The organism is Clostridium sartagoforme AAU1 (assembly GCF_000401215.1).
GTDB lineage: Bacteria > Bacillota > Clostridia > Clostridiales > Clostridiaceae > Clostridium > Clostridium sartagoforme.
The window spans coordinates 32,954-49,081 of the sequence record NZ_ASRV01000225.1; the positions used below are offsets into that span (position 1 = coordinate 32,954).

Consider the following 16,128-nt stretch of genomic DNA (forward strand, 5'->3'; position numbering starts at 1 on the left):
AAAAAGTAAAATAAAATAAATTTAAAGTTAAGTTTCAAATAATTAATATAAAAGCCTTGATGGGAAGAGTAGTTATTATGAAGTAGTTAAAGCGAGTCAGTGCTGGTGAGAGACTGATACGAAGCTGATAATGAAGAACATCCCGGAGCTTCCAAACGAAATTTGTTAAGAGTAGTCTTGGACGGAGCCAAACCGTTATAGATTGGACAGTATCGAATTTATTCAAGAAAATTCCGTACTGATTAAAGAGAGCTTTATAAGCTAATTTAGGTGGTACCGCGGAAGTATAAGTCTTTCGTCCTAGTTGATAGGATGAAAGGCTTTTTTATTTTATATTTTTATTGGGGAGGAATATTAAGATGTGTACAATTATGTGTTATACAGGAACTGATATGAAACATGAAAAATTTGCTGAGGCATTACAAAGAACTGAGTCTAGGGGTCCAGATATGACTGAAATTCTAACTTTACCTTCTGGTATTTTGGGTTTTCAAAGACTTTCTATTATGGATTTAAGTTTTAGTGGAATGCAGCCATTTACAAGAAAAAGAGATGCCTCTATATGTAATGGTGAAATTTACGGATTCCGTAAAATTAAAGAAGATTTAATAGCTAAAGGTCATAAATTTATTTCTAATAGTGATTGTGAAATACTTCTTCCAATGTACTATGAATATGGACTAGATATGTTTTCTAAATTAGATGCAGAATATGCAACTGTTATTTATGATGGAGAAAAAGATAGTTTTATTGCTGCAAGAGATCCTATTGGAATTCGCCCCTTATTTTACGGATATTCTGAGACAGGTAAAATCATGTTTGCTAGTGAAGCAAAAAACTTAGTTGGTCTTACAAATAAGATTATGGCATTTCCACCAGGATATTATTATGCTGATGATAAATTTACCTGCTATTGTGATATTACAGAAGTAAAAGATGATTACTACACAGATGACTTAGACACTATTTGCAGTAATATTCATGATAAATTAGTAACTGCCATAGAAAAGCGTATGGATGCTGATGCCCCTGTAGGATTTTTATTAAGCGGTGGATTAGATAGCTCCTTAGTATGTTCAATTGCTCAAAAGATGTATCCTGAAAAACAAATAAAAACCTTTGCTATAGGTATGACTGAAGATGCTATTGATTTAAAGTATGCTAAGGAAGTTGCTGATTATATTAATAGTGATCATACGGTTGTTTATATGACAAAAGAAGAAGTTATAAATTCACTTGATGAAGTTATAAAACTTCTTGGAACCTATGATATTACTACTATAAGAGCTAGTATTGGAATGTATTTAATTTGCAAGAAAATCCATGAAATTTCTGATGTAAGAGTTCTTTTAACAGGTGAAATTTCTGATGAATTATTTGGCTATAAATACACTGATTTTGCTCCAAATGCAGAAGAATTCCAAAAAGAGTCCCAAAAAAGGATTAAAGAATTATTTATGTATGATGTGCTTCGTGCAGACCGTTGTATAAGCTCAAATTCTTTGGAGGCAAGAGTACCTTTTGGTGATTTAGATTTTGTAAAGTATGTTATGGCTATTGATCCTGAAAAAAAGTTAAATAAATATAACATGGGAAAATATCTTTTAAGACATTCTTTTGAAGGGGATTATCTTCCTAATAGTATTTTATATCGCGAAAAGGCAGCCTTTAGTGATGCAGTAGGACATTCCATGGTTGATTATTTAAAGGAGTTTGCAGAAAAGTCTTATAGTGATGAAGAATTTGAAAAACTATGTGATCAATATAAATATTATGCTAAACCATTCACAAAAGAATCTTTATTATATAGAGAAATATTTGAAAAATATTATCCAAATCAAGCAGAAATGATAGTTGACTTTTGGATGCCAAATAAGGAATGGGAAGGCTGTGCAGTAAATGATCCTAGTGCTAGAGTACTATCAAATTATGGCGCTAGCGGACTATAATAATACTTCATACAGTTTTGTGTAATTAAGATTTTTATTTATTAAATATTACTGGAAACAAAATTTCCAGTAATATTTTTAATATAATTTATTGTTCTTTGGGTAAAAAAACTGTTATTCTTGTACCTATTTCTTTTCTACTTAAAACACTCAAATAACCTCTATGACTATCTATAATCCATTTTGCAATAGAAAGCCCAAGACCTGTACCACCATCTTTTCTAACCCTTGCAGTATCAGCTCTAAAAAACCGTTCGAATATATGTGATACATCTTTTTCATCTATTCCTATTCCATTGTCTTGAATATAAAAGTAAGGTTCATTTTCATTATTTTTTCCTACCTTTAACATTATTTCTTCCCCATTATCTGTGTACTTCACTGCATTTTCTATTAATATTCTAGCTGTTTGTTTAAGTAAAGCTATATCCCCATATACATTTATGTTTTCCGATTCTATATATCTATATATATGATTTTTATCTATCATTTTAGATTCTTCTAATACTTCCTTCATCATATCATTAAGTGAAAAATCTATAATCTTAAGCTCTGTTTTACCATTAATTCCTCTAGCTAAAAATAATAACTGCTCAACTAAATTTTTCATATTCTCTGATTCACTTTTTATTGCTAATATAGATTCCTCTAGCACTTCTTCGTCGTCTTTTCCCCAACGATCTAGCATATTAGCATAACCTTGAATCACAGAAATAGGAGTCCTAAGCTCATGTGAAGCATCTGAAACAAATCTTGCTTGTTGTCTATAAGATTCTCTCATCCTGTCTAATAAGTTATTAATTGCTTCCTCAAGTCCCTGAAGATCACTATCTCCAATATGAATTCTTTCATCAGATGAATAAGGACTTATTTTAGATATCGCATCCTCAAGGCTTTGGAATTTTTGTTCATCAAAAGCTATATCACTAAGTCTGCTTGCAGCTTCTGCTATATCATTAAGTGGTTTTAAAATTCTTCTATTTTTTGCAGTACCAAATATCATTTGATCTAATAGTATTATTCCTTCTATGATTCCAATAGCTTCAATTACTTTTATTAAAAGATTTAAAAAAGTGCTAGCCTCTTTTATCAAAACTTTTCCATTATCCCAAATAACTTTATAAGTTGCTGTTTCTATAGGATAAAAGTTAAATGACCTTTTAGCGCTTCTTACAAGTTCTCCATAAAAGCTTATTTCACTTTCAATACACCAGACTCCAATAAATCCAGCAATTATAAATATATCAATAATAATAAACTTAAAAAATAAGTTTCTTACAAAACTAGAATTTAATTTTATTGCAATGGATGTAACATTTTTTGTCTTAATTTTCTTACTCATCTTTAATTACGTACCCCACACCACGAACTGTAGTTATTATTTTTACATTAAAAACATCATCTATCTTTGTTCTTAAATACCTTACATAAACATCTATTACGTTTGTTTCTCCAATATAGTCATACCCACATACCTTTTCCATAAGAGTATTTCTCGTTAGTACTATATTCTTGTTTTCCATTAATATTTGTAATAAATTAAACTCTCTATTTGTAAGTTCTATTTCTCTATCCTCATACATTACTTTATGCTTCATTTTATCTAATGATAATAAACCACATTTTATTATATCTTCATCTTTTTTTATTGTAACTATCCTCTTTTTTAAAGCTGTTCTTATTCTTGCAAGTAACTCTTCTATTGCAAATGGCTTAGTTATATAATCATCTGCACCTGCATCAAGACCTGATACCTTATCCATAACTGCATCCCTTGCCGTAAGCATTATAATTGGAATATCAGAAGTTTTTCTGATTCTTCTTAATACTTCAAGACCATTTATTTCTGGAAGCATTATATCTAAAAGAATTAAATCCACCTCGCCTTTTTCTGTAATTTCGAGACCTGCTCTACCATTATTTGCTTTTAATATTTCATAGCCTTCATGCTTTAGCTCAAGTTCAATAAATCTTGCTAATTTTTCTTCATCCTCTACTATTAAAATCTTAACCATTTTTAATCACCCTTTTAATTTTTTCTTTTATATCCCTTGAATATCTTGAAATTTCATTTAATACTTTATTAATCTTATCTGCATTAACATTATTTGCATATACATAAAATTCTATATCAAATATTAATCCAATAATTATTAAAGGTATAATTATCCAAAACATAAAAAACGAAAGTAAAATTACTACTGTAATTGGGATTCTTAAAAACACACGCTCTCTCTTTTTTATTTCTAAAAAAATATTATTACATGTATCTATAAATTTGCATATAGCTTCAAAAATTCCTTGAAATCCATTTGATGCTTTATAATTATATTCTTTATTATTTTTAACTTCTTGTATTGCTCCACTATATCTTAATTCATTAGTATAAAAAATACTAACAGAAGGTTTTTCTACACTTCCATTCTCTTCTAAGTATAATAAAGCCTCTAATATATCCCAATTATTACTTTCTAAAGCAATTTTCGCTTCTTCATAACTTATATTTGCTTTTTTACGCAGTTTATCTATTAATTTAAGTTCATCCATAAATAAACCTCCATATTTATAATTTATAGTTCATATCTGATCAGGGAAGAAGGAACAGGTAAAAGGTAAAAAGTAACAGGTGTCAGGTTATAAGTTTAAAATGAAACTTTTATGTGCTTGCTACATCTTTTTAGATTCTTCCCAATATATATAAATTTTACTATTTTACTTGTCATAAGTATATCATTTTTAATAAATTACGATGCAATTTTATGGTTTTTACATGATAAGAAGTAGGTTATTGATTATATATAATTTAATTTTGAAGAGAAAATTTGAATTATTGAGATACTTAAAATGAAAATAACTGTGAATTAATAAATTGCTTGTAATTTGAAATTATTGAGAAATAAAGAAACACTGTATATTCATTTCTGATATAATACAGTATTTAAATAATTTTACAGTATAAGTTAACTAATTTTATCAAATGATAGTGCTACTTCTCCGTCACCAATTATTGTTATTATTTTTTTGCGCAATGTTACGGAGATAAAATTTAGTGTTATATAGTATTAAGCTAATAGATTGAATATTCATATACTCATGAAGAATCATGATTTTAATAGGGATATTGGTAATTAGATGTTGTACTTGCATTAACACTATTAGTGAATGATATAAGTATTATTGTTGACAAAATATTTAAGATATATAAACATTACCTTTACCAACAATTACAATTCTATAGTCTGGTAACAAAGTAGTTAAATTGAATTTATCAGATTTAGGAGGAAGGCGAATGGATTGAAGAATTATTTGATTTTCATCAAAGACTTGTAAATAAATACTTTGATTTTCAGAAATATTTTGCACTATATATTTATTTCCTGGTGATAAATTAAAATCAGAAACTTGGTAAACTCCTTCATTAAATATATTTATAGCGTATACTGATTGAGTAAATATAAAGAATGATAAACATAGAGAAATTAGAAATGTAGAAATAAATTTTTTCATTATAACAACCACCTTTCAAGATTATTTTGTCTACAGAAATTTAAAATATACAAAATATTAAATCAATAAATTTAATAAAGAAAAGTAATAGGATTAAAGCTTTTCTATTATCAATTGTTATTGTTGTTGGATTTCTTATTTTATTTCAAATACTAAAGTTTCAAGAGAATCAAATTGGTATTGTAGTAACTACAATAATTGTTTTCTCAATGGTACTTTGTACATATGCTATTATCGATGAAATAAGAAAGAGTAAAGATACAAAAGAATAATCTTAATACGCAAAAACTACTATGCCTTAGGGTTGTTGGTTCGTCTCCGCACAGTAAGTTTCCCCAAAACTCTTAGCATAGTAGCTCTCTTTAATTTTAAAATACCTTAAGGATTTTTCACCTTAATTTTTCATTATTTTATTATTTCTCATAGCCTTCTTTAAAATCTCTCTTTATATTATCTGCTGATTCTGATGCTTTTTCAAACACATCATTTACTCCATCATACTTCATGTAAGATCCACTTAATGAATATCTATATCCACAGAATAATCCAAGCACTAATAATATTATAGTTGGTACAGATAAGAATATTAATAGAAGTATTGCTATTATTAATGATATTCTCATTGGCTTTTCATTATCTTTTCTAATTTCAAAGAAGTTCTCATTTGCCTTTTTTATAACTTTCCCCATTCCTTTAAATATTCTGCCAATGATTGTTCCAATTCCTCCATAGCTTTCTTCTCTCTTTTTATTATTTTCTTGTTTTTCTTGGTATTCTTCCTTAACTTCAATTATTGTAGTGGTTTCATTATTTTCTACTTTCCCTTGTCTTTCTAAATGTATAATTGAATCTACAACATCCCAGTTAAACTGTTCTAATACCTCTATTGCTTCTTCACGATTTATATTAGCCTTTGCAATTATAATTTCAATCATTTCATTTCTTTCCATTTGATTTACCTCCATGTATTTTTTAATCATTTATCATGGTTATATAATACTTTTAGAAGATTAATCTAAAATATAAGAAAGATTAAAATTAGATTAAAATTTTTATTTTTTATATTAAATAGGCAATAGTAACCCTGCTTTCTTTAAAATTGGTCTTACTGCATTATAAATAAGCACTACTAATATTACTGAAACTACTGCATTTATAAATGTTGCAATTGAACTTAATTTTGCTAAAGTTGCTGCTACTTCTTGTGGTTGCCCTAATATATATTGTTTATAAAAGAATCCTACAATAGGATCAAAAATCACATTAAAAGCTAAACCCCCAATTGATGCAATGATACTCCATTTTAAAATATATTTTTTATCATTGCTTGCACTTATTTTGGCATATCTATGAGCTATTAATCCTGTTATTAATCCAATACATAGTTTTAAAATAAAAGTTTTAGGTGCTACTAATATATATACGGGATCAAGTAAATCTGCAATTGTTAAACCTACCGCACCTGCTAATCCCCCATACCATCCTCCAAGCAATAAAGCTGCTAAGACACAAAATGCATTCCCAATATGAAGTGAAGTTGATCCTCCACCTGGAGTTGGTATCCTAATTTGCAGATAAGTAAATGATACAAAGCATAATGCTGATAATAGTGCTGCTTGTACTAATTTTCTAAATTTAATTTCTCTGTTCACAATAATTGCCCCCTTGAATTATAAATCTTTACATATATTGTATTAATCAAAGCTAATTTTTGTCAATTGTATGCATACATTGTAAAATTATAAAAATCCACTAAAATCAAAATTGCTTTAGTGGATTTTTATATAGTAATAATAAATAATTATTAAAATTTCAAGTTTTCTTAGGATAATGTAAAATAAGTGTCAATATAGGCTACCATCTGATCTCCTAAAGTAAGATAGTAATATACTGGTATTAGATAACTTGAATAAAATAACTTTCTTGCTTCCGCCTTATTAGTTTCTAATGACCTTATTAAATTTTGCTGCTGCCTTAGGCTTATAATATAACTATCAACTATAAGTAAAATTTGTTCTGAAAAAAATAAATCTGGAAAAGAATCTTTATATGAAAGCTTATGATTATCTAAATTTTTTTTAATAGTTTCAAGTTGTTGTATATAAAAATCTATATCCTTATCAATTTCTTTTAACTCTTCGGTTGTTGAATTTTCATTTATATTAATAACAATTAAGTTTCCTCTTATTCTTTTAATATCTTGTAAATTTTTAAGAATATCTTCTTTATTTTGTAAGTCTTCTATTTGAGGTCCATATGGTGAAATTGGATCAGTTGATGGAATATATAATATATTAGTAGTTGTCTGAGCATATGATATATTGGCACTAGTTAGCATTATAATTATTATTAATGCTATCAATTTACTCATTCTTTTTCCCATCATTAAGTCAACTCCTTTTATAAATCATTTTGCTAAATCTTTAATAAAAAATAACTAAGAACATATATAAATATTCTTAGTTATTTTAAATATTTTATTCAATAGATTTTAATGCATCTACCATATTTACCTTTTTTAGTTTTATATGCATCATTATCATAACTAATAGCGCAAAAAACATTGTAATTAAACTAGAAATTATATAACCACTCATATCTACAGTTGGAATCATCATCATATTATCCATTTCTGCTGTACTTACTAAAAATACATATAATATCTTTCCAAGGAATGTGCCTAATAGTATTCCTAATATAGTAAGTATTATATTTTCTCTAAATATATACATTGCTACTTCACTATCATAAAAACCTAATACCTTTATTGTGGATATTTCTCTTATACGCTCAGATACATTTATATTTATTAAATTATATAATACAACAAATGCCAAACTTCCTGATGCAACTATTATTACTATCATAACCAATCCTAAATCAGCAGATTCACTTAATTTCTTCATCTTTGAAGCAAGAGTAACATTTATTACCTTATCATTATCCATGAGAGTAGTAGATACTTTGTCATCATCTTCCCTATCTGAATTTAATTTTAGTAATTGTGCATTATATATTGGAGCATTATTAAATATATCTTTATAATATTCTGGTGATAAATATATATAATGTCCAGCATAATTTTCTACTATATTATCTACTTTAACTTCATGATTATTATTATCTGAATCTGTTACAACTATATTATCGCCTACAGATGCATCTAAAAGTTTTGCAAGTTTTTCATTTATAATTACACCATTATTTGATAGTTTAAACTCATTATCACTTTCCCTATCATTTAATAATATATACTTATTTAATTCATTTATATTTTCTGGTACATACATAGTGGCAGTTTGTTTGCTCACACCTTTTTTGCTAAAAGTAACTGAATCTTGATAAATATTTAAGCTGCTTTCATATCCCTTTAAATTCTTTAGAGATTCATTGTAATCTTCATCTTCTTTTTCAATATTCTTATCATTAAATATTATCATAGCATCATATTTTATTAATTTGCCAAATTGAATATCCATAATTGAAGAATTAGATTTTTCAAGGGCTAATCCTGCAACAAGCATAGCCATACATCCTGATATGCCAAGTATTGTCATTAACATTCTTTGTTTATATCTAAATAGATTTCTAAATGTAACTTTTTGATTAAAGTTTAATCTTTCCCATAAAGGTGTAATTCTTTCTAATAATATCTTCTTACCAACCTTTGGAGCCTTTGTTCTCATTAAATTAGAAGGACTATCCATTAATTCTCCTTTTAATACAATTAAAGCTGCCCCTACTGTACAAACTATTGAAGCTATTAAAGATTGAATTATATATGACGGATAAAAATATATATTTACATTTGGTAAAGTAAATGAAGATGAATATGCTTTACTAACTATATATGGAAGTACACTACTTCCAATTACTATACCAATGATACTTCCTAAAATACTAGCCAATGCTGCATAAACTACAAATTTCCTTGATATTTCTAAATCTGTATAGCCTAAAGCTTTTAATGTTCCTATTTCTACTCTATTTTCTTCTACCATTCTAGTCATTGTAGTTAAGCATATAAGTGCTGCAACTAAGAAGAAAAATACAGGAAATACTAACGCTATTTTATCTAAGCTATCAATTGAACCTTTATAAGTTGTATAGCCGGGATTATCTTCCCTGTTAAAGAAATAATATTTACTATCATCTAAATCATTTAACTTTTCTTTTTCTTTATCTAATTCTTTTCGCCCATCAATTAACTTTTCTCTATTTTCTGCAATTTCTTTTTCGCCATCAAGTAATTTTTTCTCTGAATCTAAAAGATCATTCTTAGCCTTATCAAGTTCTAACTTCCCTTGTTTTTTGCCTTCTTCAAGATCTGTTTTTCCTTTTATTATATCTTCTTGTCCTTTATTTAATTGCTTTTGGGCTTCTTCAAGTTTTATCTTACCTTCATTAAAAACTTTAACTTGCTCTTCATAAGCGGTTATCCCTTGCTGATACTTAGTTATTCCAGATACTAAAGTTTCTAATTTGAATTTATTTTCACCTACTATTTTACTGGCGCCATCTATTGCATTTGAAATACTAAATGCTATAGAAATATCATTTGGATTTTTTTCTAGATTACTTACTAAGCTACTTAGATTATCTAATCCTAAACCAGGATTAGATATGACACCTTTCCAATATTGAATTTTTTCATTTCGAATTTTGTCACCATCTTTTATATTGCTTGCTGTTTCTTTTATATCATTAGAAAGTGTATTATATGTTGTAATTAACATCTTTAAACTATCTATTTGCTTTTCATACTCTTTTGTATCTTGAGTAGGGTCTATGCCTTGATTTAAAAATTCTTGTTTTACATTATCAAGTTCGTCTTTAGCATTCTTTAGTTGGTTTTCTCCATTTAAAAATTGTTCTTTTTGCTTATCTAACTCATTTTGTCCATTAATTAATTGTTTTTCGCCTTCAATTAGTTTTAATTCTCCATCTCTAATTTCTTGATTATACTTTTCTACAGCTTCTTCATATTGATTTTTACCGTCACTAATCTGAAGTTTCCCATCATCTATTTCTTTTTGAGCATCTTGAAGCTTTCTTTCTCCATCTTCTATTTCCTTATAAGCTTTATCAAGCTCTTTTTGTGCTTCTAATTTTATTTCTTCAATTCTTTCTATAGCTCTATTTGAGTATAAATCTTCAAGATACTTATTATTTTCTTCCATCTTTTCTTTATACTCATCACTATATGATCCAATGTCCTTTACATTTTTAAATTGTACATATATTTCAGTATATACATCCATTGATATATCACTACTATTCATAATTGCAAAGTAATCAATGCTTCCTTTTCCAACAGTCGTTGTACCTCTAGATATATTTTCTATATACATAGGACTTTGTACAAATCCAACTATCTTAAAAGTTTTCTTACTGAAATACTCATCTAAGTCTACATCAGATTCTATTGTGTACTCATCTCCTATTTTAAAGTTTTCATTTTCCTTTAAAGCATTTTTATCTAAAGCTATTTCTCCACTATTTTCAGGTAATCTACCTTCTGTAACAATAGTTTTATTCATAACTTCATTAGGATCATACTCCATAAACCTAACCACATTGTTAGTATTAGTTAAGTTTACATCTATACTATGAGTTGCATAATAATCTAAAATTTTATCATTATTTTGTAATAACTTCAAATCATTATCATTTAGCCCTATACTAGACACTATCTTGCTATCCATTAAGTTTTGCTTTCTAAAAAATTCATTTATAGAATCTTTTAAATCTGGGCCAGCTGATTTTATTCCAGAATAAACAGTAACTCCTAAAAATATTATTGCTAATATAGAAATAAATCTTGCTTTTGAAGATAATATTTCTCTTATTATTGATTTTTTATATGCTATATTTCTCATTTTTATCCTCTACCACTCTATAGAATCAACTGAAACAGGATTTTCATTTACTTCAATACTTCTAACCTTTGCATCTTTAATTTGTATAACTCTATCTGCAATTGGTGCAAGAGCTGAATTATGAGTTATTACAATTACTGTTGTTCCTGTATTTTTACATGTATCTTGCAGTGTTTTTAATATCTGTTTTCCCGTCTTATAATCAAGGGCACCAGTTGGTTCATCACATAATAGTAATTTAGGATTTTTAGCTATTGCTCTTGCTATAGCTACTCTTTGTTGTTCTCCTCCAGATAGTTGGGATGGAAAATTACCTTTTCTATGACCAAGTCCAACTAACTCAAGGGTTTCATCAACATCTAAAGCATTTTTTGAAATTTGTGTTGCAAGCTCTACATTTTCTTTTGCCGTTAAATTTTGAACTAAATTATAAAATTGAAATACAAATCCTACATCATACCTTCTGTAATTGGTAAGTTGTTTATTATTAAACTTTGATATATCAACATTATCAATAATTACCTTACCTTCATCACAAGTATCCATTCCTCCAAGTATATTTAGTACAGTTGTTTTTCCAGCACCACTTGGTCCTAAAATAATAACAAACTCTCCTTTTTCTATTGAAAAGTTAATTCCGTTGTTTGCTGCAATAATGTTATCTCCAATTTTATATCTTTTATATTCATCTTTTATTTCTATATATGACATTTCGCTCTCCTTTGTTTGTATCTACCTCAATGTTATTAAATAGACAGCTTGTTTAGTTAATGCTATAATTCTAAGTATAAATAATATATAAATAAGTTACAATAATCACATATTTTCATAGTGTTATTAAATATACATTTTGTCCATTTTTGTTTATTTAATAACATTTACTTTTGAAAATGATTAATAAATAGTAAAAAGGATGAGTTAATTGTCAGGAATTAAAGGAAATAGAAGAATTTTATATACTAAAAAAATAATAAAAGAAAGCTTAATTGACTTACTTAAACATAAAAAAATTCATGAAATTACTGTTACTGATATTTGTAAAAAATCAAATATTAATAGAGGAACTTTTTACACTCATTATAAAGATGCCTACCATCTACTTAAATCAATAGAGGATGAATTATTTAATCAAATATTAATATATATTGAAGAAACTCCAGTTGAAGCCTATAAAGATATTTTACTTCTTAAAGTTATTGAATTAATTGGTGAAAATAAAGAGTTATGCAAGATATTATTTAGTAAACAAATGGAAAGCAACATTATAGACCGTATTCTCTATGTGGCTAATAAAGCTCAGATTGATAAATTACTTAGCCGTTCAAAAATTGATAATGTGTTTTTAGACTATTTTATAAGATATTCTGTTGGTGGTATTATTTCAGTTATTCAAACATGGTTAGAACATGATTTAAATGAATCTCCTAAAGAAATAGTTCAAATCATAAATGATATTAATTCATTTAGACCTTAATATAAAGTAACGATTTTAAAGAAAAAATAATATAATAAATAAAATCAATTATATTATGAGGAAAATTTGAACTTTAATGGATGGAATAATTTTGAAGACTTAGCTAAAGCTTGTGGATATACAATTTCTAATAAAGATAATGATTCTACGAAAAATAACTTTAATAGTAATAGTAGTTCTAACAATACAAATAGCTCTTCTAATATAGGATGTAATGATATACCTAATGGATTTCAGTCTTTGAATCCTGAGTTATTTATAATAATAGGAGAAATACTTGGAAATATAATAGCTGGAAGTACTCCTTTTAATGTTCAAAATGCATTAGGTAACTGGCTTCAACTAGTTGGTCAAGCAATTTTAACATATAATGCTCAACAACAATACTTTCAAATAGGGCCTGGAAGATATTTTAGCCCTGAAAATTATAATATAAATAATCCATTCTGTACTACAACCTCAACAAATACTTCACAAAATAGTACTTCTAGTAATGATAATAAAAATTCAAGCAAAAAAAAAGAAAGCTCAAATTCTAGTTCAAAGTCTAATTATGATGATACTGATAAAATAAAGATATTAGAATCACGTATAAATGAATTAACTAAAGAAATTGATGAAATTAGAAATTTACTAGAAAAATAATTTAAAATAAATAGCCCTAAATATCAGATAAGTTTTACAATATCCTATAGCCTGATATTTGGGGCTTTAAGCATTTTGAAGTCTATAGTTTTACATAAAGAAAATTGTGCTGGCTATAATAAGCTTGTGTATTTAAAAATACTTTATTTGGTTTTGACATATCTATAGAGTACATGTATAATATACTTAATAAACGAACTTTAAATTGACATATGTAAAAATTATTCGTATATAGAGGTGTAAAAATGGATAATGTATTTGATTATGAAGATATACAATTAATACCAACAAAATGTATAGTAGACAGTCGTTCTGAATGTGATACGTCTATAACTTTTGGAGAAAGAACTTTCAAATTACCTGTAGTTCCTGCAAATATGCAGACTATTATGGATGAAAAAATTGCAGCTTATCTGGCAGAAAATGGATATTTTTATATTATGCACCGTTTCAACCCAGAGGGTAGAATACAATTTATTAAAGATATGAAACTAAAAGGATTATTTGCTTCTATAAGTGTTGGAGTTAAAAGTGAAGAATATAACTTTATTGAACAATTGAAAGCAGAAAACCTTTCACCAGAATACATAACAATTGATATTGCTCATGGCCATTCTAATGCAGTTATAAATATGATTCATCACATAAAAAAGCATTTACCTAAAAGTTTTGTTATTGCAGGAAATGTAGGAACACCAGAAGCAGTAAGAGAGTTGGAAAATGCTGGCGCAGATGCAACAAAGGTAGGCATTGGTCCTGGAAAGGTATGTATCACTAAAATTAAAACAGGCTTTGGAACAGGAGGTTGGCAATTAGCTGCACTTCGCTGGTGTGCAAAGGCTGCAAGTAAGCCAATTATTGCAGATGGAGGTATCCGTACTCATGGAGATATAGCTAAGTCAATTAGATTTGGTGCTTCTATGGTTATGATAGGCTCACTGTTTGCAGGGCATGAAGAATCTCCAGGTGAAACTATTGAAAGAGATGGAAAGCTTTATAAGGAATACTTTGGTTCTGCTTCTGAATTCCAAAAGGGTGAAAGAAAAAATGTTGAAGGAAAGAAAATGTTTGTGGACTATAAAGGCTCCCTAAAAGATACTTTAATAGAAATGCAACAAGACCTTCAATCATCTATTTCCTATGCTGGAGGCAAAAAACTAGATGCAATCAGAACTGTTGATTATGTAGTTGTTAAAAATTCAATTTTTAATGGTGATAGAGTGTATTAGAAATATTTTAAAATAAATCTACTACTAATATTTAACTAGTAGTAGATTTATTTTTTTATTCTTAGCTCTTAAAAGGTATTCTACCCATAGATTCTAAAACCTCTGCTAACTTTTTATTAGATTCCTCCCTGAGCCACATCTCAAATCAATTATTATGGTTTCTTTACTTTTCCCTAAGATATATTTATATCTAGGTCGTAGGTTGGCTTATTATTAGTCATGGTTTTGTATATATTGTTCCAATACTCTTTCATTTAGTTCACATTCATCAATATTCATGAATAATTTATAGCTTATATTTCCATGTATTAAAGTAAAAATAGTCATTAATAAATTTTAATAACTATCTTTTTCTTTTCCTAAATTCATAGCATAATTATAATAAAATTCTTATATTTAATTTAGTTCAGTACATTAATTTATCAAAAATCAATTCTAAATCTTCTTCAGAGCTTGTTACTTCTTCTAGTTCATTATTCTCAATGGCATCTAACATTATCTGTTCCTTTTCCATAAGTCTTTCATATATTTGTTTATCAATAGAAAATTCATTTCCATCAAAACTGTAATTACTTTGCAAATAATAGTATTGTGTGTACTGACCATCAGGTAGTCCTAATCTATGAATTCTATCTTTTGATTGTAATAAATGGACTAAATTGTAGCTATATTCAAAGTATACAGCATCATGACATACTGAATGTAATGATACTGATTCTGCAAGTGTATGTGGATTAGTGACTAATACATCAAATTCTTTATTTTTAAATGATTGAATAATCTCTAATCTTTCACTTAATTCAATTTCACCATAAATACATTTTACTCTAATGCCTTTATCAATCAATAATTGCTCAATTTGTTTAATAGAATCAATAAAGATACACCATGCTATTATGATTTTACCTTCTTGAACTAAAGTCTCTATTAAGTTAATACATGATTTCATTTTGGTAGTTATTTTAATATTTTTTACTAGATTCTTAACATCATCTGAATAATCTACAAAATCTACATTATCTATATCATCAGTCTCTTCTAATATATCTTTAAAGGCTGTTAAATCAACCGATTTCAAAAGCATGTTAGGATTAGATTCTAATTGTAATAATCTTATAAATAATGCTAGTTTATTACTTCTGTATTTTGATTTAATAATTTTAAATAATTCTACTTCTTCTGCTGTTGTTTCAACTTTTATTAACTCATCTTCGTTAACTGAAGGTACTAACAATTGTTGCTTAGTTGTTCTACAAAAAAATGGCTGAATTTTATTATTAACCAATTTCCGTTCACTTTCTGATAAGTTTTTTAACATTCTAGTTGTAAATCCAAAAAATTCTTTATACTCATCGTTATATAGAATATGCAGCATATTATGTAAATCTACATATGAGTTTGGTATAGGAGTACCCGTCATAACAATTGTAAAAACTGATTTTTCC

General features: G+C 27.2%; 14 protein-coding genes and 1 other annotated feature. Of the genes, 4 read left to right on the forward strand and 10 right to left on the reverse strand.

Going from position 1 to position 16,128, the window contains the following annotated elements:
- Nucleotides 1–47 precede the first annotated feature (47 nt).
- Nucleotides 48–306 (forward strand) — a binding site (T-box leader).
- A 53-nt stretch (nucleotides 307–359) separates the two neighbouring features.
- Nucleotides 360–1,949, forward strand: coding sequence for an asparagine synthase B (gene asnB / locus A500_RS17780; RefSeq protein ID WP_016208960.1), 1,590 nt, complete (start codon nucleotides 360–362; stop codon nucleotides 1,947–1,949).
- An 88-nt stretch (nucleotides 1,950–2,037) separates the two neighbouring features.
- On the opposite strand, the gene A500_RS17785 is transcribed toward asnB, so the two are convergent.
- From A500_RS17785 to A500_RS17825, 9 genes are all read right to left on the reverse strand, one after another.
- Entirely contained in the window at nucleotides 2,038–3,291 is a 1,254-nt protein-coding gene (locus tag A500_RS17785) for a sensor histidine kinase (RefSeq protein WP_016208961.1), read from the reverse strand.
- Nucleotides 3,284–3,964, reverse strand: coding sequence for a response regulator transcription factor (locus A500_RS17790; RefSeq protein ID WP_016208962.1), 681 nt, complete (start codon nucleotides 3,962–3,964; stop codon nucleotides 3,284–3,286). Before A500_RS17790 ends, A500_RS17785 begins: the two co-directional genes overlap by 8 nt.
- Nucleotides 3,957–4,496 carry a UBA domain-containing protein gene (locus tag A500_RS17795; RefSeq protein ID WP_016208963.1) on the reverse strand — a complete coding sequence of 180 codons (540 nt, stop codon included), beginning with the start codon at nucleotides 4,494–4,496 and terminating at the stop codon, nucleotides 3,957–3,959. The genes A500_RS17790 and A500_RS17795 overlap by 8 nt, the downstream gene beginning before the upstream one ends.
- A gap of 645 nt (nucleotides 4,497–5,141) precedes the next feature.
- A complete protein-coding gene (locus tag A500_RS17800; RefSeq protein ID WP_016208964.1) occupies nucleotides 5,142–5,456 on the reverse strand; it encodes a hypothetical protein in 315 nt (104 codons plus the stop codon).
- Between the two features lie 413 nt (nucleotides 5,457–5,869).
- The gene (locus tag A500_RS17805; RefSeq protein ID WP_016208965.1) at nucleotides 5,870–6,406 is read right to left on the reverse strand and encodes a UBA domain-containing protein; all 537 of its coding nucleotides are present in this window, start codon (nucleotides 6,404–6,406) and stop codon (nucleotides 5,870–5,872) included.
- 114 nt (nucleotides 6,407–6,520) lie between these two features.
- The gene (locus tag A500_RS17810; protein WP_016208966.1) at nucleotides 6,521–7,108 is read right to left on the reverse strand and encodes an ECF transporter S component; all 588 of its coding nucleotides are present in this window, start codon (nucleotides 7,106–7,108) and stop codon (nucleotides 6,521–6,523) included.
- A gap of 170 nt (nucleotides 7,109–7,278) precedes the next feature.
- Nucleotides 7,279–7,839 (reverse strand): hypothetical protein, encoded by a 561-nt coding sequence (locus A500_RS17815; protein WP_040437135.1) that lies wholly within the window; start codon nucleotides 7,837–7,839, stop codon nucleotides 7,279–7,281.
- A gap of 94 nt (nucleotides 7,840–7,933) precedes the next feature.
- Nucleotides 7,934–11,335 carry an FtsX-like permease family protein gene (locus A500_RS17820; RefSeq protein WP_016208968.1) on the reverse strand — a complete coding sequence of 1,134 codons (3,402 nt, stop codon included), beginning with the start codon at nucleotides 11,333–11,335 and terminating at the stop codon, nucleotides 7,934–7,936.
- Between the two features lie 9 nt (nucleotides 11,336–11,344).
- Nucleotides 11,345–12,046: an ABC transporter ATP-binding protein gene (locus A500_RS17825; protein WP_016208969.1), complete on the reverse strand. Its 702-nt coding sequence runs from the start codon at nucleotides 12,044–12,046 to the stop codon at nucleotides 11,345–11,347.
- Between the two features lie 211 nt (nucleotides 12,047–12,257).
- Here A500_RS17825 and A500_RS17830 point away from each other — a divergent pair, with 211 nt between their 5' ends.
- The 3 genes from A500_RS17830 to guaC all read left to right on the forward strand — a co-directional run bounded on the left by A500_RS17830 (nucleotide 12,258) and on the right by guaC (nucleotide 14,683).
- Nucleotides 12,258–12,809: a TetR/AcrR family transcriptional regulator gene (locus A500_RS17830; RefSeq protein WP_016208970.1), complete on the forward strand. Its 552-nt coding sequence runs from the start codon at nucleotides 12,258–12,260 to the stop codon at nucleotides 12,807–12,809.
- Between the two features lie 66 nt (nucleotides 12,810–12,875).
- Nucleotides 12,876–13,454: a hypothetical protein gene (locus A500_RS17835; RefSeq protein ID WP_016208971.1), complete on the forward strand. Its 579-nt coding sequence runs from the start codon at nucleotides 12,876–12,878 to the stop codon at nucleotides 13,452–13,454.
- A 245-nt stretch (nucleotides 13,455–13,699) separates the two neighbouring features.
- Nucleotides 13,700–14,683, forward strand: coding sequence for a GMP reductase (guaC, locus tag A500_RS17840; protein ID WP_016208972.1), 984 nt, complete (start codon nucleotides 13,700–13,702; stop codon nucleotides 14,681–14,683).
- 406 nt (nucleotides 14,684–15,089) lie between these two features.
- Here guaC and A500_RS17845 read toward each other — a convergent pair.
- The coding region (locus A500_RS17845; RefSeq protein ID WP_016208973.1) for a helicase-related protein at nucleotides 15,090–16,128 on the reverse strand (1,039 nt) is incomplete at its 5' end.